The 18,338-nt window shown below is 33.9% G+C and carries 15 protein-coding genes and 1 tRNA gene; 4 read left to right on the top strand and 12 right to left on the bottom strand.

The window, feature by feature from the left end:
* The first annotated feature begins 18 nt into the window (after positions 1–18).
* From AC4PRO_RS11755 to rpe, 4 genes are all read left to right on the top strand, one after another.
* Positions 19–1,209 carry a DUF4249 domain-containing protein gene (locus AC4PRO_RS11755; protein WP_492117472.1) on the top strand — a complete coding sequence of 397 codons (1,191 nt, stop codon included), beginning with the start codon at positions 19–21 and terminating at the stop codon, positions 1,207–1,209.
* Positions 1,197–2,936 (top strand): hypothetical protein, encoded by a 1,740-nt coding sequence (locus AC4PRO_RS11750; RefSeq protein WP_492117471.1) that lies wholly within the window; start codon positions 1,197–1,199, stop codon positions 2,934–2,936. The genes AC4PRO_RS11755 and AC4PRO_RS11750 overlap by 13 nt, the downstream gene beginning before the upstream one ends.
* A gap of 216 nt (positions 2,937–3,152) precedes the next feature.
* Positions 3,153–4,016: a sigma-70 family RNA polymerase sigma factor gene (locus tag AC4PRO_RS11745; RefSeq protein WP_007137700.1), complete on the top strand. Its 864-nt coding sequence runs from the start codon at positions 3,153–3,155 to the stop codon at positions 4,014–4,016.
* Between the two features lie 502 nt (positions 4,017–4,518).
* A complete protein-coding gene (gene rpe, locus AC4PRO_RS11740) occupies positions 4,519–5,181 on the top strand; it encodes a ribulose-phosphate 3-epimerase (protein ID WP_074721522.1) in 663 nt (220 codons plus the stop codon).
* A 62-nt stretch (positions 5,182–5,243) separates the two neighbouring features.
* Here rpe and AC4PRO_RS11735 read toward each other — a convergent pair whose 3' ends face one another.
* The 12 genes from AC4PRO_RS11735 to mraY form a co-directional block, all read right to left on the bottom strand.
* On the bottom strand, positions 5,244–5,675 hold the full coding sequence (locus AC4PRO_RS11735) for a CBS domain-containing protein (RefSeq protein ID WP_074721524.1): 432 nt from the start codon (positions 5,673–5,675) through the stop codon (positions 5,244–5,246).
* Positions 5,676–5,986: 311 nt separating this feature from the next.
* Positions 5,987–6,748: a zinc-dependent peptidase gene (locus AC4PRO_RS11730; protein WP_492117497.1), complete on the bottom strand. Its 762-nt coding sequence runs from the start codon at positions 6,746–6,748 to the stop codon at positions 5,987–5,989.
* Positions 6,749–6,904: 156 nt separating this feature from the next.
* Positions 6,905–6,978, bottom strand: a tRNA-Arg gene (locus tag AC4PRO_RS11725).
* 70 nt (positions 6,979–7,048) lie between these two features.
* Positions 7,049–7,498 carry a GatB/YqeY domain-containing protein gene (locus AC4PRO_RS11720; protein ID WP_074721528.1) on the bottom strand — a complete coding sequence of 150 codons (450 nt, stop codon included), beginning with the start codon at positions 7,496–7,498 and terminating at the stop codon, positions 7,049–7,051.
* 347 nt (positions 7,499–7,845) lie between these two features.
* The gene (gene ftsZ, locus AC4PRO_RS11715) at positions 7,846–9,780 is read right to left on the bottom strand and encodes a cell division protein FtsZ (RefSeq protein WP_492117470.1); all 1,935 of its coding nucleotides are present in this window, start codon (positions 9,778–9,780) and stop codon (positions 7,846–7,848) included.
* Positions 9,781–9,838: 58 nt separating this feature from the next.
* Entirely contained in the window at positions 9,839–11,215 is a 1,377-nt protein-coding gene (gene ftsA / locus AC4PRO_RS11710) for a cell division protein FtsA (RefSeq protein WP_074721532.1), read from the bottom strand.
* Positions 11,216–11,222: 7 nt separating this feature from the next.
* Entirely contained in the window at positions 11,223–11,945 is a 723-nt protein-coding gene (locus tag AC4PRO_RS11705; RefSeq protein ID WP_492117469.1) for a cell division protein FtsQ/DivIB, read from the bottom strand.
* The gene (gene murC, locus AC4PRO_RS11700) at positions 11,932–13,281 is read right to left on the bottom strand and encodes a UDP-N-acetylmuramate--L-alanine ligase (protein ID WP_492117468.1); all 1,350 of its coding nucleotides are present in this window, start codon (positions 13,279–13,281) and stop codon (positions 11,932–11,934) included. The genes AC4PRO_RS11705 and murC overlap by 14 nt, the downstream gene beginning before the upstream one ends.
* An 18-nt stretch (positions 13,282–13,299) precedes the next feature.
* Entirely contained in the window at positions 13,300–14,394 is a 1,095-nt protein-coding gene (gene murG, locus AC4PRO_RS11695; protein ID WP_492117467.1) for an undecaprenyldiphospho-muramoylpentapeptide beta-N-acetylglucosaminyltransferase, read from the bottom strand.
* Between the two features lie 46 nt (positions 14,395–14,440).
* Positions 14,441–15,730 (bottom strand): FtsW/RodA/SpoVE family cell cycle protein, encoded by a 1,290-nt coding sequence (locus tag AC4PRO_RS11690; protein ID WP_074721540.1) that lies wholly within the window; start codon positions 15,728–15,730, stop codon positions 14,441–14,443.
* A gap of 39 nt (positions 15,731–15,769) precedes the next feature.
* On the bottom strand, positions 15,770–17,101 hold the full coding sequence (gene murD / locus AC4PRO_RS11685) for a UDP-N-acetylmuramoyl-L-alanine--D-glutamate ligase (protein WP_492117466.1): 1,332 nt from the start codon (positions 17,099–17,101) through the stop codon (positions 15,770–15,772).
* Position 17,102: 1 nt separating this feature from the next.
* A complete protein-coding gene (gene mraY / locus AC4PRO_RS11680; RefSeq protein WP_074721544.1) occupies positions 17,103–18,332 on the bottom strand; it encodes a phospho-N-acetylmuramoyl-pentapeptide-transferase in 1,230 nt (409 codons plus the stop codon).
* Positions 18,333–18,338 lie beyond the last annotated feature (6 nt).

Here is an 18,338-nt window from a genome sequence, read left to right as displayed (position 1 = left end):
ATACTGATTTTATAAAAAATGAAAACACATAAAAATAAAAAACTATTAGTGCTGTTCTTTTTAGCTTCACTTATCACTGGTTGCGCAGAATCATACCCTCTATCGACCAACACATACGAAGAAGCAATTGTTATAGAAGCAACTTTAACGAATGAATTAAAAAAACAGGAAATAAAAATTTCAAAAACAGCTCGCTTTGAGGATGAATCTATTAAAACTGAAACAGGAGCAACGGTCTTAATTAAAGACAACATGGGAAATGAATTTCCATTTGAAGAAAAATCAGAGTTATACATATCTCAATCTGAATTTAAAGCTATTCCTAACCGAATCTATACTTTAGAAATAAAAACAATAGATGGTAATATATATCGATCTTCAAACGAATCGTTGACAAATGAAATTGAAATTGAAAGTATTATCCCGTCAGTAGTAGTAGATAATAATGAAGGTAGAGGGGTTCAAATAATGGTAAATAGTTATGATCCTTCTAACACCTCAAAATATTATAGATATGAATATGAAGAAACCTACAAAATTATTGCTCCAAAATGGAGCCCCCTTAAACTTATAGTTACTGGACCCGAATCTGTAGCATTAGAACCTAATTCAAATAATACAAGAACTTGCTATACCACAAAAAAATCTAATGATATTATTTTAACAACAACATCAAACTTATTGGAGGACAGAATCAACTATCAAGTTCGTTTCATAAGTGACCAAAATCATATTATTAGTAATCGATATAGTATATTAGTAAAGCAATATATTCAAAATATACAATCATATACTTTTCGAAAAACATTAAAAGAAATATCAAGCTCATCAAGTATTCTAACGCCAAAACAACCTGGCTTGATAAACGGTAATATAAATTGCATTACTAATTCCAGTCAGAAAGCTATTGGTTTTTTTGAGGTATCATCAGTGTCTTCAAAAAGAATATTTTTTAATTATTCAGATCTATTTCCCAATGAAGCTCTCCCTCCTTACATTTCAGATTGTAAAGAAGAAGAGTATAAATTTTGTTTTTATACTAGTATTCCAGATCCCTGTCAGGGAAAAAACTTAATTAATAAAATCAATGCAAATACAGTATCATATCTATCCAATATTAACAACTCCTTCTATTCTACCGTTCCTGTAGAATGTGGCGATTGCACATCAATTTCATCAAATAAAATACCTTCATTTTGGACAAATTAAGACATATAACAGTGCTGCTTGTATTTATTACTACAACATTAATTAGTACAGCTCAACAAATTGTATCATTAGATGAAACAGTCTTTATTCATGCTAATTCAACAACATTTGTTTCGGGAGAAACTTTATTGTATAAAATATATTGTTTAAAATCTTCAGACAACACAGGAAGTAGTATAAGCAAAGTAGCTTATGTGGAACTTATAGACAATACTAAAAAGACAATTTTCAAGAACAAGATTACGTTAAACGCAGCTACAGGTCAGGGTGATTATTTCATTCCAACTACTCTAAAAACTGGAAATTACAAGCTTATTGGTTATACTCATTGGATGTTGAATAAACCTTCTTCAACATATTTTCAAATAGACATAACAATCATTAACCCATACAAAAAGCAGGAAAAATCAGAAATTGATACCATCGACAATAATAAAAGTTATACGTCCAAATATAAAAATGCAATTAGAGAAAATAATCTTTCAGATAAAAATATAAAACTGCGTCTTAACAAAAGAGCATTTAAAAATAGAGAATTTGTGGATTTAAAAATTGAATCATTGGATAAAGACTTTCAAGAAGGCAGCTATTCGCTATCAGTTAGAAAAGTCGAGAATTTACCAAGCATAAAACAAATTTCAGCAATGGAGTTTAGTACACTACATAACGAGAGTTTGCTTAATTTGCAAAATACAAAAAATAAAATACAAATTCCAGAACTGCGAGGAGAGATTATATCTGGGAAAATAACAGCAAAAAATAATACTGATAAGATCGTAAATAAATTGATTGCTTTTTCATTACCTGGTAGTAATTTTATTTTTAAAATTGTGAGAACTGATGCCAATGGGAATTTTCAATTCAATTTTAATAAAGAAAATTACAGCTCCGAAATTACAATCCAACTAATTGAGGACGATTCAAACAACTATAACATTTATTTAGATGAGGATAGTAAACCAGACTACTCAAAATTATCGATTGCTACGAACTATAATTTATCCTCATCAATTAAAGAGAATTTAATTAATAGGTCCATTAATAGTCAAATTGAAAATGCTTATTATTCAAAAAAAACAGATGAAATAACAAAAACAGAAACTGCTTTCCCTTTTTATTACCCAATTGCTAAAGCATATATTTTAGATCAATACACAAGATTCAATACTTTAAAAGAAACAATTACAGAAGTAACTACAGAATTATATTCTAAGCAAGAAGACAATAAACTTTATCTTCACGTAAACGATCCACATGTTTTTCCACAGCTACCTGACCGAGCATTAGTATTGATAGATGGTTTATATCTAGAAAATCAAAAAGAATTATTTGATTATAAAATGAATAATGTTTCTACAATTGAAATAATTGCTGGAAGATATTATTTAGGTTCTGAATTTTTTAATGGACTAGTTAGCTTCACCACATTCAACAATAATTTTAAAAGCTCACAAAGCGGCAGCTCAATCGTAAAAACAACCATATTAAGACCGCAGCCTAAAAAAAAATATAATAGAGTTGATTACTCTACTTTAACTAAAAACGAAAGAATTCCTGATTTTAGAAATCAATTGCTTTGGAATCCAGAAGTAGAATTAAGTAATATTCAAAACATGAATTCCTTCTATACTTCAGATGATTCGGGTCTATTCGAAATAAAATTCGAAGGTTTTTCTAAAAAAGGAATTCCTGTCTCATTACAAGAAGTGATTGAGGTGAAAGAGTAATATGAAAGTTTTTTTTGTGTCGCAAGCATAGCAAATCAATCAAGAGCAGAAAAAAATATAAAGACATATTAAGATCACTTTCCTACTTAAAACATACTCAATCAAATTACTGCAACCTGTTTTCTTAAAATTTAATTTATTTTCATCCTTTTGTAACTTTCTAGCAACTTCATACGTATAACTACTTGTACACTTAAAAACTGAGGACACAAAAACATGAGACAACTTAAAATCACCAAGCAGGTTACCAATCGTGAAACTGCTTCATTAGACAAATATTTACAAGAAATTGGAAAAGTTGACCTTATTACCGCTGACGAAGAAGTAGAATTAGCACAAAAGATTAAAGCCGGGGATCAAAAAGCCCTTGAAAAATTAACAAAAGCAAATTTACGTTTCGTTGTTTCGGTAGCAAAACAATACCAAAATCAAGGATTAACACTTCCTGATTTAATTAACGAAGGAAATCTAGGTCTTATTAAAGCGGCTCAACGTTTTGATGAAACACGTGGTTTCAAATTCATCTCTTACGCTGTATGGTGGATTCGTCAATCGATACTACAAGCTTTGGCAGAACAATCTCGTATCGTTCGTTTGCCTTTAAATAAAATTGGTTCTATCAATAAAATCAACAAAATGTATGCCTTATTAGAGCAATCTAACGAGCGTCCACCATCTGCTGAGGAAATTGCAAAAGAACTAGATATGACCGTAAATGACGTAAAAGAGTCTATGAAAAACTCTGGTCGTCACTTATCAATGGATGCCCCTCTTGTTGAAGGGGAAGATTCTAACCTATACGATGTATTGCGTTCAGGTGAATCTCCAAACCCAGACAGAGAATTAATCCACGAATCATTACGTACCGAAATCGAGCGTTCATTAGAAACATTAACTCCAAGAGAGGCCGATGTAGTTCGTTTGTACTTTGGACTTGGAGACCAACACCCAATGACTTTGGAAGAAATTGGAGAGACTTTCGACCTAACTCGTGAGCGTGTACGTCAAATCAAGGAAAAAGCGATCCGTAGATTGAAACATACTTCTAGAAGTAAAATACTTAAAACATACCTAGGTTAAAAATATTCCCCAATTAAAATGGTTAAACTATTAAACATTTTAATTCAAAATGAACAACAGTTTGATTGACTGTTCGTTTTTTGATTGATGATTGAAACTCCGGCTGATTACCGGAGTTTTATTTTTTATCAAAAAAACTCTCGGTCTGTTCGAGCTAAGCTCTCGGGTTTCCGGAGTTTTTTATTATTAGCTCCTACCCCAAAAAGGGGAATTGAAAACTGCCTCTTTTTTTTTATTGCAATTGAATTTTGTAATTGCAATTGATTTGGGCGTAACCCTTCGTAAAAACTTCGGGTCGGGCTTTCCATTACAATCTTTTTTATTGCTTACGCTATCGCTCCATAAATAAAAAAGGATTTCCATTGCAATCCCTTACGCACTAAACGTGCTTCACCCCGAAGTTGTCCACGCAAAAAAACTTTCGCATTTGTTTTAAATAACCTAATTTTGCAGAAACTACAGCTAAAGAATCTGAAACAAACTCAGATTAAACAACAACACAATGAAAAACACACTTATTGCACCATCAGTATTGGCAGCCGATTTTGGAAATCTGCAACGCGACATCGAAATGATTAACAATAGCGAAGCAGACTGGTTTCATATTGACATCATGGACGGTGTTTTTGTTCCAAACATTTCTTACGGAATGCCAGTTTTGGAAGCAATTAACAAACACGCTAAGAAAACGATTGATGTACATTTGATGATCGTAGATCCAGACCGTTACATCAAAACTTTTGCCGATTTAGGCGCTAACATTCTTAGTGTACACTATGAAGCTTGTACACATCTTCATAGAACGTTACAGGCCATCAAAGCGGAAGGAATGAAAGCCGGAGTAGCAATCAACCCTCACACTAATATTGACTTATTAGAAGACGTTATCAACGATATCGACTTAGTTTGCATCATGAGTGTGAATCCTGGATTTGGAGGACAATCCTTTATTGAAAACACCTATGCAAAAGTTCAAAAACTAAAAGCTTTAATCACTAGAAAAGGAGCTACAACATTAATTGAAGTTGATGGTGGTGTTACTAACAAAAATGCAAAGCAACTCGTAGAAGCCGGAGCAGATGTTCTGGTAGCAGGAAGCTATGTATTTAAGGCTACAAATCCTACAGAAACTATTGCCGATTTGAAAAAATTGACAGCCATCTAAAAAATGTTTCTTTTATAAAAGAAGAGAAGTCCCGTGCTACAACTTTAGCACGGGACTTCTTTTTATATTTCTTCTTTATACTGATCTAATAAATATTTCATTAAATCTGTTGTAGTAACAATACCCATTAGTATCTCATTCTCACATACAGGTAAAGCATGAAATTCATTTTTAGATAAGATTTCAGCAGCCTGATGTATTGTCGTTTCTGGAGAAATCGCAATTATATCTTTGGCCATTACCTGTTTCACCGCAAACATATTGAACACAACAGATTCGACATTGTTAGCCTCGTCGTCGGCAGCATCTGCATACGAGACTCGCAGCAAATCACTATAACTGAGCATTCCCACTATTATGTCTTTATTCACTACTGGAATATGTCTAATTTTATGCTTTTTAAATAAGGCTTCGGCTTTCGTTAAATCATCAGAAAGATTCAACTTAATAATGTTTTTAGTCATAATAGTCGACACTGGTACATTTTGTTTCATGACATCATAGTTTATAATTACACTTAAATTTACAACTAAAAAAGCAGAGCACAACGAACTTAACTCTTAAATCAAGACATTTGCTTTAATAAAAATGCCCCATACTATTTTAAAAATGTTTTTGTTTAGTCAAGAATTCACTCTAATAAATTAATAGCCCGACAAAATTAGTGGAATTAGTTTTCTTTTAAGTTTTATAATTTGCGCCAATTTGTGAAATTCGTGGCAAATTTTTTTTGTTTTTTTATAAAAATTAAAAGAGAGTGTCATACTTGTAAATAATACTATTAAACATGTCTTAAAAGCTAAATTTATAACTTTGAATCGTTTTCATTAAAATTAATCATATCCCGTACATTAGAATAAAGCTCCGGAAACTCTTCCTTAAAAACTTGTGGCGTCTCAAAGAAATGCTCTAAAATTACTGCCAAAAACTCCACCTTATTTGTATAAGCATATATCCTGAAATAATTGGACAAAACCAGTTTATCTAGTACATTGGGCTGAACTAAATACTCTTGTATTTTGACATAAGCACTCGAAAAAACAACCGCACTTTGATCCCTACTCTTCAAACCATGAAAATACAGCGCATGGCTAAACTCATGTATACCAAGATTAAGATTGTCACTATCATAATAATATCCTTCCTGAAAATCTTTCCAAGAGAAAACTAATGCTTTAAGTCGCGGATTAAACTCTCCCTTATGATACTCATCACGTATTGTAGATAAATAATGTTGTGGATAAATGATTATCTTATCAAAAACAGCAATCAGGTAATGTCGCATCCCAAAAGTCATCATTACATAAGTGGCTGCAATCAGCACTTTACTCTGATCCGTAACAACAAAACCATCCTTGCCAAAAAATGGATACTTTGTAATAAAAGCAGCCATACGATGCTCAAAAAAAAGTTTCCTCTTTTCAGATAACCTTTGATAAAAAGCGCACTCCTTTCTTAGAACATCTCGTTGTATAGAACTAAGTTTTCGTCTAAATGGATACCAATGTATATAAAACGGTTTATTAAAAATTAGCACATATAGAGGTTCAAAAACCAATACAGCCATAATAATACTGAGGAATATAATTAGAAAAAATTGAAATATACTAATCATCTTTATTGTCTTTGCTATGTTGTTCCTTCAAAACTATTGTATTTATAAACAAAAAAAGCAACAAAATAACAAAACTTATATTGTCATTTGTTGCTTCTATAGATGTAGTGGCCGAGACAGGGTTCGAACCTGCAACCCTCAGAGTCGAAATCTGATATTCTATCCAGTTGAACTACTCAGCCATCTAATTTTAGATTATTGATTAACGATTTTAGATTTGTGATTTAAAATCGTTAATCAACAACTTTATTATTAAACCAATAATTTCTTAACTATTGCAGAGATCGTTTTCCCTTCGGCTGTTCCTCCAAGTTGTGCTGAGGCTAATCCCATCACTTTACCCATTGATGCAATTCCTGAAGCTCCCGTTTCTGCGATGATTTTTGCAATCACAACTTCTACTTCAGATTCTGTTAATTGTGCAGGTAAGAATTTTTCGATTACTGCGATTTGTGCCAATTCTGGCTCCGCTAAATCCATACGATTTTGCTCCGTGAAAATTTTAGCGCTGTCCTTACGGGTTTTCACTAACCTTTGAAGCAATTTAATTTCGTCTGCTTCAGTGATTTCCTCTTTTGAACCTGAAGCGGTCTGAGCTAAAAGAATTTCAGATTTAATCGCTCTTAAGGCTTCTAAAGCTACTGTATCCTTAGCTCTCATGGCAGTTTTAATATCGTCCATGATTTGTATTGATAAACTCATATTAATTTATGATTTTAGATTTATGATTTTAGATTTCCCTTCATACTAAAAAAAACGAACACTGTAAACTGAACACTTTCTATATGCCCCTGATGGTAGTGAAAAGCCTTTTTTGAGAAACTGCATTTTTTCTTGAACTTAAAAAGCGACCAAAGGAAGCTCTTTTAAGGACTTTGAAAAAAGCATTTTCGAGAAAAAGCTTGAAACGACAGCAGGATTAGGGCCCCGCAAATTTAAATAAATTTACTGGAATTAACAAAAAGATTGCTTTGTTCCTGACAATGAAAAAAAATAACCCGAAAATTAAATTCAATTTTCGGGTTAAATCATATTGGTTTGCGTGTTTATTAATCTACATTGTCATGTAAAAAAGAGTTATTAGAGCGCAACTGTAAATCATTGTTGCTATCAGTCCCAACTGAAATCCTCGAATTTGTATTGTTTGACTGTGTATTTGAGATGTCTATTCCTAATCTTTTATAGGCAGGCTCTCTTTCATACTCATCAATTTTAGATACGTTATTATGAAACTTATAATTGAATTCTTTTAGTTTTTTTCTTCTCTCATCAGCTCTAAGCTTCAAAGTTTCTTCAATTGTCATTTCCATAGGAGAGATTTCCTCTAATCTTGAAGGAGCCTCCGTTGCTGAATCCACTTTTTTCATCGTGATATTTAACTCCGCAGGAATAACTTCTTCCACTACTTTTGCAGCTGGTTTAGAACTCGCGAAATTATCCTCGACCTCCATATACTCTTCAAGAGAATATTTGACAATTCCTTTATCTGTTACTTCAGTCACGGGCACAAATTGAACAGGCTGATTCACCTTAATATCACGTGTTTCGTTAGTCAATTCAAACAATAGCTTATCCTCTTCCACTTTTTGTACTGGTTCCGGTCTATGTATTGGTAAATCAAAAGAAAAAGTAGTTTGTTCTTGTCTTTCTATCGCTTTAGGTTGTTGTACCTCTTTTACCTCTGCTACTTTTGGAGAAGTAAAAGTGAAATCAATATCTTTAATAGGAGAAACGATTTCGAAAGTAACATCTAAGTTTTTAATAAACTCAGACATCGCCATCAATTCTTCGTTTCCTGCAACAGGAACTACCGATTGTGGAGTAACAGTGTCTTCTACTAAATCAAAAACAATTCTTTCATCAGAACCTGAAACCGTTTTCTCAGCATTTAAATCAAATGCCGCTACTGTATTTTGCGATAGGTTATGAACACTTCTTTGCTCATCCTCTAGTGTATGAATTATTTTTTTTGGCTCTGTATTTACAATTCCGTTTTGTTGTTCAATGTCAAAACCCGTTGCAATAATAGTAACTGCAATGGCATCACCCAATGTTTCGTCTTCACCAACACCCATAATAATATTGGCATTGTGACCCGCTTCATTTTGAATATGGTCGTTAATTTCCCCTATTTCATCTAAAGTGATTTCATTAGAACCAGAAACGATGAGCAACAATACGTTTTTGGCACCAGTGATTTTATTATCATTTAGTAAAGGAGAGTCTAAAGCAGATATTATTGCCTCTTTAGCTCTGTTTTCACCCTCGGCAGTAGCCGATCCCATTATTGCAGTTCCGCTATTAGACAAAACGGTCTTAGCATCTCTTAAATCGATATTTTGAGTGTAGTGGTGTGTTATTACTTCTGCGATTCCTCTGGACGCAGTAGCCAAAACTTCATCCGCTTTTGAAAACCCAGCTTTGAAACCTAGATTTCCATAAACTTCTCTTAATTTATTGTTGTTGATAACAATTAAAGAGTCTACCTGCTTGCGTAGTTTCTCGATTCCTATTTTAGCTTGTTCTTGACGAACTTTACCTTCAAATAAGAACGGAAGTGTTACAATACCTACAGTAAGAATTTCTCTTTCTTTAGCCAACTGCGCGATTACTGGAGCAGCACCTGTACCGGTACCCCCACCCATTCCGGCAGTTATGAACACCATCTTAGTATTGCGATCCAATAATTTTTCGATATCGACAATACTTTCAATAGCCGATTGTTGTCCTACATCTGGATTTGCACCAGCTCCTAATCCTTCTGTTAAGCCTACTCCTAACTGGATTTTATTTGGCACAGAACTGTTTTGTAATGCCTGAGAATCAGTATTACAAACAATAAAATCCACCCCTTTAATTCCTTGTTTAAACATGTGGTTTACAGCATTACTTCCGCCTCCACCTACACCAATTACTTTGATTACATTTGATTGGTTTTTTGGTAAATCAAATGAAATACTTCCAAATTCTGAGTTGCTCATCATTTTATTTGGTTTTTGATATTAATTATTAATTGTTGTATTTTTAATTTGGGTCGATGCCCTACTCTGCGTTATCTAAAAAATCTTTAATCTTATCGACATAACGATCAAAAAATGATCTTTTTATCTTGTCTCCAGTAGATTCTTCATTCTTCGCTTTACTCGTTGTTTCAACTTCTTCCTCTTCGACCATTCTATCATAATGATCCACAACTGGGGCACGATAAGCAGCTGCTTTTGGCGGAGCTATTTCATCCATTTTGACAGCACTATGTGTTTTATTCTCGATGCTATTCATTACTAATCCTACCGCTGTAGCATATAATGGACTAGAAAATTCTTCGTCTGAATCACCAGCTAAATGCTCGTTTGGATATCCTATTCTGGTATCCATCCCTGTGATGTATTCCACTAACTGCTTAATATGCTTCAATTGAGCACCTCCACCCGTAAGAACGATTCCTGCAATTAATTTCTTGCGAGGATCTTCATGTCCATAGGCTTTGATTTCCGTAAAAACCTGCTCCACAATTTCCACAACACGTGCGTGAATTATTTTTGACAAGTTTTTTAAAGAAATTTCTTTTGGCTCTCTTCCTCTTAATCCAGGAATAGAAACAATTTCATTATCTCTGTTTTCACCGGGCCAAGCGGAACCAAATTTTACTTTTAATAATTCTGCTTGTTTTTCAATAATTGAACATCCTTCTTTTATATCATCAGAAATTACATTTCCTCCAAAAGGAATAACTGCTGTGTGACGTATAATTCCATCTTTAAAAATAGCTAAATCTGTAGTTCCTCCACCTATGTCAATCAAGGCAACTCCAGCTTCTTTTTCTTCCTGACTCAATACAGCGTCAGAGGAAGCTAATGGTTCCAATGTCAATCCTGATAATTCAATTCCTGAACTCTGAATACAACGACCCACATTTCTAATAGAAGAGGCTTGACCAACTACAACGTGAAAACTAGATTCTAGTCTTCCGCCATACATTCCTATAGGCTCTTTGATTTCAGATTGACCGTCAATTTTAAATTCTTGAGGTAGGACATGTATAATTTCTTCCCCTGGCAACATAGCCAATTTATTCACCTGATCAATCAGAAGTTGAATATCAGCTCCTCCTATTACTTCTTCAGGATTATTTCTACTGATATAATCCGTATGCTGAATACTGCGTATGTGTTGACCTGCAATTCCTACTACAACATCCTTAATTTTATAACCTGAGTTATTCTCAGCTTCTTGAATTGCTTGTTGGATTGACTGAATGGTTTGCGTAATATTATTCACTACTCCCCTGGCAACACCTAAACTTTTAGATTTACCAACTCCTAGAATCTCCAACTTACCATATTCGTTTTTCTTGCCTATCATGGCAACAATTTTGGTTGTCCCAATATCTAGACCCACTGCAACATTCTCTTTTTCCATTATCTATTTATTTAGTGCAAACTACTTGTTTTGTAAATCTCAGGTCTATTTTTTTATATTTATACAACGAACTGTCTAAAACTGCTTTTTGAAAAAAAGCCTTATAATCTTTGAATTTTTGTTCCATATCTGCGGAATTTCCAAAATCAATCTCATATTTATAATTCCTATTCAGCATTTTCAACCTTCCATTGTGCATAATTTCAACAGCAATGATGTTTTTTTTCAAAAAATCATCATCATAAATAACCCGAAATAATTGGGCGTATTTTTCGGTATTATTTCTATTAATCATCCCTGAAACAAGTGGAACTCTGGCCGTAAAATTATTTGACAATGGCATTACACTCCCTTCATAATCAATATAAAAAGAGTCATTCCCGTCAAAAACCCTTGCTACCGGAGTCTTTTGTTTTACTACTGCTTTTAGAACACCATCAATACTCACAAATACATCTGATTTCTCAATCATCTTATTTGAATTCAGTCTTCTCTCTAGCTCATTCAAAGCTACTTCATCTTTTCCAATGCTTGAAGCGTTCTTATTATTTTCTATTAACAATTTATTAACCGTTTCTCTTTTTACAAAAAGAGCATTATCTCCAACAAAAACAACTACAGATTTAGTGAGTTTTCTTTTTTCATTTCGATTTGAAGTAAATGAAAAAAGGAAAATCACAACCCCAATCATGAGCACTAATCTCATATTTGTCCAGTTAAATATTTTCATTGAGTACTTTTTTAATTGACCCTACTAATTCTCCAATATCTCCTGCTCCTATCGTCACGATTATTTGAGCATCACTCTCCAGAATAGTTCCTATCACGTTCTCTTTTGAAACTAATTTCTTATTTTTATTATCTACCTTACCCAATAACCATTCCGATGTTATTCCTTCCATCGGTAATTCACGAGCAGGATAAATATCCATCAACAAAAGCTCGTCAAATTGAGATAGACTCTTGGCAAAATCATCCGCAAAATCTTTTGTTCTGCTGAACAAATGGGGCTGAAATACCGCAAGAATCTTCTTATCGGGATATAATTCTCTAACCGCATGATAGACAGCATTAATCTCAGTAGGATGATGTGCATAATCATCGATATACACTAAATCATCCGTTTTTATTTGATAAGAAAATCGTCTTCTTATCCCTTTAAATGAAGCTAAAGCTATTGCAATAGCATCGGTTGGGGTGCCGAAATTTATTGCCATTGCTATAGCCATTAGAGCGTTCATTAAATTATGTTTTCCCGGCAATCCAAAACGAAAATCTTTTAAAATTCCATTTGGCGTTTTTACATCAAAGATGTAACTCCCATTATCAATTCTAACATTTATAGCACTATAAACAGCATCTTCATTGACCGCCACAGTAACTCCTTCTAGAGGCAACTCTTTAGTTATAAATAATCTGCTTTTATCTTCTACTTTGTTTGCAAACTCCACAAATGACTCTTCTATCGCATCACTAGTCCCATAAATATCTAAATGATCTGCATCCATTGATGTAATACAAGCAATATTGGGGTGCAAATGCAAAAATGAACGGTCAAATTCATCAGCCTCAACTACGGTAACTGTTTTTCCGTCTCCTACCAAATTCGAATTATAATTTTCAACTATTCCTCCTATAAAAGCAGTAACATCTGCGCCGCTGTCATATAAAATATGACCTAAAATACTGGATGTAGTTGTTTTCCCGTGCGTTCCCGCAACCGCAAAACAAAACGTATCCTTAGTTATTATCCCTAGAACTTCTGCTCTTTTCTTAATATGATATTCACGCTCTTTAAAATAGTTCCATTCTGAATGTGTTCCAGGAACAGCAGGCGTAATAATAACTAAAGTATTTTCGACAAAATAATCTTTGGGAACCAAATCAATACTGTCTTCAAAATGAATTACAATACCACTCTCTATCAATTCTTTTGTCAAAGTCGTAGGGGTTTTATCATAACCCGCAACTTGTTTCCCAATATTTTTAAAATACCGAGCCAAAGCACTCATTCCGATGCCACCGATGCCGATGAAGTAGACGTTATGTATTTGGTTTAAGTTCATATTGATTTAAGTATGTTTTTATTTGTTTTTAATTAGTTTCACAATTTCGTCAACAATTTGTTTTGTCGCTTTCGGCATTGCTAACTGTTTAATATTTTCACTTAATTGATTTTGCTTTCCTTTATCTTTTAATAATGCTTCAAAAACCAAGCTAAACTCTGCATCAAGCTCAGATTCTTTCAATAAAAGTGCCCCTTTTTTATCAACAATAGCTTTTGCATTTTTAGTTTGATGATCTTCAGCTACATTAGGCGAAGGGATAAATAATACTGGCTTCCCTACAATACACAACTCTGACACTGACGATGCTCCCGCTCTGGAAATAATAACATCTGCAGCTGCGTATACAAAATCCATTCTTTCGATAAAAGCGACAACCTGAACAGTATTTGAATTGTATTTTTTATAATCCTCAAAATACAATTTCCCACATTGCCAGATTATCTGCACCTCTTGGTTTTGAATATTTTCTAATTCTTTTTCGATCAACTGATTTACTCTTCTTGCGCCAAGGCTTCCGCCAAGAACCAATAGTGTTTTTTTAGTAGCATCTAAATTAAAGTACTCAATAGCAGCTACTCTTTTACTTTCAATGTCAATTAAATCCTCACGAACAGGATTCCCAGTCAAGACCATTTTATCTTTGGGAAAAAATCGTTCTAAATTTTCATATGCAACACAGATTGCATCCGCTTTTTTGCTTAATAACTTATTCGTAATTCCCGGAAATGAATTTTGTTCTTGAATCACCGTAGGAATTTCCATCATACTAGCCATTTTCAATAATGGTCCGCTAGCAAAACCACCGGTTCCAATCACTACATCCGGTTTAAACTCTTTTATGATTTGTTTTGCTTTCCATAAACTATCTACTAATTTCAATGGAAACATCATGTTTTGTAAAGTTATTCTTCTTTGTAAACCCGCAATCCACAATCCTTTAATTTGGAAACCGGCTTGAGGTACTTTTTGCATTTCCATTTTATCTTTGGCACCCACAAAAAGAAATTCAGCATCAGGAAAGCGTAATTTTAATTCATTGGCAATAGCAATCGCAGGATAGATATGCCCACCTGTTCCTCCACCACTTAATATGAATTTATATTGCCTCATTATATTGAAATTATTTAATTTTAAATTATTTTATCCCTTAAAAATATTATCTATTCAAAACTGCGCTCATTGGGTTTGCCGCTTTGTCTGTAATCGAATAATCCTCTATGACTTCCTTTTCTGAATCTAATTCGGCATCGATTAGTTTTTGAAGCGCTTCTTCACGCTTAGCGGCAGTCTTCAGTTCTTCCTCAATTTCTTCGTCTTTCTTCGTCACACTTATAATGATTCCCAGCGCAAAACAAGTCATCCAAATCGAACTACCTCCACTACTTATCAATGGCAACGTCTGACCCGTTACCGGCAACAACTCTACCGCGACGGCCATATTAACCATAGCTTGAAAAATCATCGGAAAACCGAGACCCACAACAACTAACTTTCCAAAAAGTGTATTGGCCTTATGCGAAGCAATCACGAATCGAAACAACAATAATAAATATAAAATAAGAACTAGAAAACCACCTACAAGACCATATTCTTCTACTATAATGGCATAGATAAAATCAGACGAGGATTGCGGTAAAAAATTCTTCTGAACACTTTTACCAGGACCCAGTCCATATATTTTACCCGATGCTATAGCAATTTTTGCTTTCTCAATTTGGTAATCATCTTCATCAGGTTTGTCTGAACTGAAATTTTCGATTCTGCTTTCCCAAGTTGTTACTCTACTAAAAAATCGCGAGTCAGGAAAAGCTTTAGCTACAAGAACAAAAAAAGCAAGAAATAGAATTCCAGAACCTATAATAGCTCCAATATATTTTAATGGGTATTTTCCAATAAACACCAACATGAGTATCATTGCAAAAATTAATGCGGTAGTCGAGAAATTGGCCGGTAAAATTAGAATCAAAGTAATAAACACAGGCAACCAAAGCTCCCATAACGAGACCTTAAAAGTAATTGGCTCTTCTCTAGTTTTAGACAAATATCTAGCGACAAATATGAATAAGACAACAGATGCCAAAGTGGAAGTCTGGAATGATATTCCTATAAAAGGAACTTGAATCCATCTACTGGCATTTGCTCCAGCGATCACGGTTCCTTTGACTAATGTATAAAGCAACAAAATCCAAACAACTGGCAATGCCACTTTAGATATTGCTCTAAAATAATGATATGGCACTCGGTGTACAAGAAAAATAATTAGAAAACCAATACATATATGTGCTAAATGCTTTACCAAATAACCCAAGGTATTTCCTGTTCCATGTCCTAAATAAGCCAAATTACTACTCGCACTAAAAACAGGCATAAACGAAAACAAAGCTAATAAAGCCACGAATGACCATATTACTTTATCTCCTTTTAGATTGCTTATTAGTTGTTTCATTTTTATTATTTTATTTCCAAAAAAGACATTGTCATTCGACTATAGATTATGAACCGCTTGTTTAAATTGATTTCCTCTATCTTCATAATTCTCAAACAAATCAAAACTAGCACAGGCAGGTGATAATAAAACGGCATCCCCTTTTTCTGTTAATCGTTGCGCCATTCTAACAGCATCATTCATATTCGTAACTTCAACCATCATATCAACAACGTTACCAAAAGCATCAATTATTTTTTTATTATCAACTCCAAGACAAATGATAGCTTTCACTTTTTCACGTACTAATGACATTAATTCATTGTAATCATTTCCTTTATCAACACCTCCAACAATCCAAACTGTTGGCATGTTCATACTGTCCAATGCAAAAAAAGTAGCGTTTACATTAGTCGCTTTGGAATCATTGATATATTGTACATTCTGGATCTTCAATACTTTCTCAAGACGGTGCTCCACTCCTTGAAAATTAGATAAACTTTCACGGATTGTTGCTTTTCTTATTTGCATCAATTTTGCCACAGAGGTTGCTGCCATTGCATTTTTCATATTATGTTTTCCTTCTAAGGCAATAGATTCTGTTTCCATTAAAAATTCATCTTGATTGATTTTTACTTCCATTTTATTGTTTTGTATAAAGGCTCCTTCGTTGAATGTTTTTGTCAATGAAAAAGGGATTAGTTTTGCTTTCGTTTTATTGTTTTCTAACCATGTTGTTATGGCTTCATCATCTGCGTCATAAATGAGGTAATCATCCTCGGTTTGATTCATTGTGATTCTGAACTTTGAATTAATATAATTTTGATAATTATATTCGTATCGATCTAAATGATCCGGACTAATATTCGTAATAATAGCAATGTGCGGTTTGTAATCCACGATTCCGTCCAACTGGAAACTACTCAATTCAAGTACGTACGAATCGTAGGTGTCATCTACAACTTGCTCAGCAAAACTTTTACCTATATTTCCGCCTAATCCTACATTTAATCCTGCCGATTTAAGCAAGTGATAGATTAACATAGTTGTTGTCGTCTTTCCGTTGCTTCCCGTAATTCCAATTGTAACTGCTTTTGTGAAAGGAGCCGCAAACTCTATTTCAGAAATTACCGGAATTCTTTTTTCAATCAATTTTTTAACAATCGGAACTTTCTCTGGAATCCCTGGACTTTTCATGACTACATCAGCATTTAGAATTAAATCCTCTGTATGTCTTTCCTCTTCCCAATCAATACCGTTACTTATAAGAACTTCCTTGTAATTGTTTTTTATTTTTCCAAAATCAGATACAAAAACATCATATCCTTTTTTCTTACCTAAAATGGCAGTACCTACTCCACTTTCTCCTCCTCCTAAAACTACTAGTCTCATACTATCTTAATTTTAGAGTAATAATCGAAAGTATCGCTAACAATATCGCTACAATCCAAAATCGGGTTACAATCTTACTTTCATGATATCCCTTCTTTTGATAGTGATGATGCAACGGCGCCATCAGGAAAATCCTTCGGCCTTCGCCAAAGCGTTTTTTGGTATATTTAAAATAACTAACCTGCAATACCACAGATAAATTTTCGACTAAAAAAACACCACATAATAGCGGAATTAATAATTCTTTACGAACTGCAATTGCCAGCACCGCGATAATCCCACCGATAGTCAGACTTCCAGTATCACCCATAAACACCGATGCCGGATAGGAATTGTACCAAAGAAACCCAATAAGCGATCCCACAAATGCCGCAATAAACACCGTCATTTCTCCTGAATTAGGGATATACATGATATTTAAATAATTAGAGAAAATAATATTTCCGGAAACGAAGGTGAAAATCCCCAATGCTAAAACCGATATCGCCGAGGTGCCCGCAGCGAGTCCATCGATTCCGTCTGTTAAGTTTGCTCCGTTTGAAACCGCTGTGATGATAAAAATAACAACTGGGATAAAAATTGCCCAGGCCCATTTTTCATATCCTTCACCCGTCCAAGCCAATAATTCCGCATAGTCGAATTCATTATTTTTAAAAAACGGAATTGTAGTGGCTGTAGATTTTTCTTCAACTGGACTTTCGGTGATAACCGTTTCTGTTGTGGTTCTAAAAACATCTCCTTTTCCTGTATCCGTTCTCACGGTTACTGCAGGACTAAAATAAAGAACAGTCCCAACAATAAGACCTAACCCCACTTGTCCAAAAACTTTAAAAATCCCTTTTAATCCTTGCTTGTCTTTTTTAAATATTTTGATATAGTCATCTACAAACCCAATTGTTCCCATCCACAAAGTTGTTACAATCAGCAACAAAATGTAAATGTTTTGTAGTTTTGCAAACAGCATAACAGGCACCAGAATAGCAAATATGATGATTAAACCTCCCATAGTTGGCGTCCCCGCTTTTTCATTTTGACCCGCTAATCCCAATTCACGAACCGTCTCCCCCACTTGCTGATTTTGCAAAAAACGGATGATTCTTTTTCCATAAACTGTAGACAATAGCAAAGAAAGTATAAAGGCTAATGCCGATCTAAATGTTATGTATTGAAACACTCCAGTCCCTGGAATATTTAATGTTTTGTCTAAGTATTCAAATAAATAATACAGCATATTTTT

The organism is Flavobacterium sp. DW-iso2 (assembly GCF_058725285.1).
This window is presented reverse-complemented; position numbering and strand designations above follow the sequence as displayed.

What these genes read in the sequence shown, in the direction of transcription:
- murG (WP_492117467.1), bottom strand. Translation starts at nt 14,394, where the DNA reads ATGAGGCAATATAAATTCATATTAAGTGGTGGAGGAACAGGTGGGCAT.
- rpe (WP_074721522.1), top strand. Translation starts at nt 4,519, where the DNA reads ATGAAAAACACACTTATTGCACCATCAGTATTGGCAGCCGATTTTGGA.
- AC4PRO_RS11720 (WP_074721528.1), bottom strand. Translation starts at nt 7,498, where the DNA reads ATGAGTTTATCAATACAAATCATGGACGATATTAAAACTGCCATGAGA.
- AC4PRO_RS11745 (WP_007137700.1), top strand. Translation starts at nt 3,153, where the DNA reads ATGAGACAACTTAAAATCACCAAGCAGGTTACCAATCGTGAAACTGCT.
- AC4PRO_RS11735 (WP_074721524.1), bottom strand. Translation starts at nt 5,675, where the DNA reads ATGAAACAAAATGTACCAGTGTCGACTATTATGACTAAAAACATTATT.
- murD (WP_492117466.1), bottom strand. Translation starts at nt 17,101, where the DNA reads ATGAGACTAGTAGTTTTAGGAGGAGGAGAAAGTGGAGTAGGTACTGCC.
- AC4PRO_RS11730 (WP_492117497.1), bottom strand. Translation starts at nt 6,748, where the DNA reads ATGGCTGTATTGGTTTTTGAACCTCTATATGTGCTAATTTTTAATAAA.
- ftsA (WP_074721532.1), bottom strand. Translation starts at nt 11,215, where the DNA reads ATGGAAAAAGAGAATGTTGCAGTGGGTCTAGATATTGGGACAACCAAA.
- murC (WP_492117468.1), bottom strand. Translation starts at nt 13,281, where the DNA reads ATGAACTTAAACCAAATACATAACGTCTACTTCATCGGCATCGGTGGC.
- AC4PRO_RS11690 (WP_074721540.1), bottom strand. Translation starts at nt 15,730, where the DNA reads ATGAAACAACTAATAAGCAATCTAAAAGGAGATAAAGTAATATGGTCA.
- AC4PRO_RS11755 (WP_492117472.1), top strand. Translation starts at nt 19, where the DNA reads ATGAAAACACATAAAAATAAAAAACTATTAGTGCTGTTCTTTTTAGCT.
- AC4PRO_RS11705 (WP_492117469.1), bottom strand. Translation starts at nt 11,945, where the DNA reads ATGAAAATATTTAACTGGACAAATATGAGATTAGTGCTCATGATTGGG.
- ftsZ (WP_492117470.1), bottom strand. Translation starts at nt 9,780, where the DNA reads ATGATGAGCAACTCAGAATTTGGAAGTATTTCATTTGATTTACCAAAA.
- mraY (WP_074721544.1), bottom strand. Translation starts at nt 18,332, where the DNA reads ATGCTGTATTATTTATTTGAATACTTAGACAAAACATTAAATATTCCA.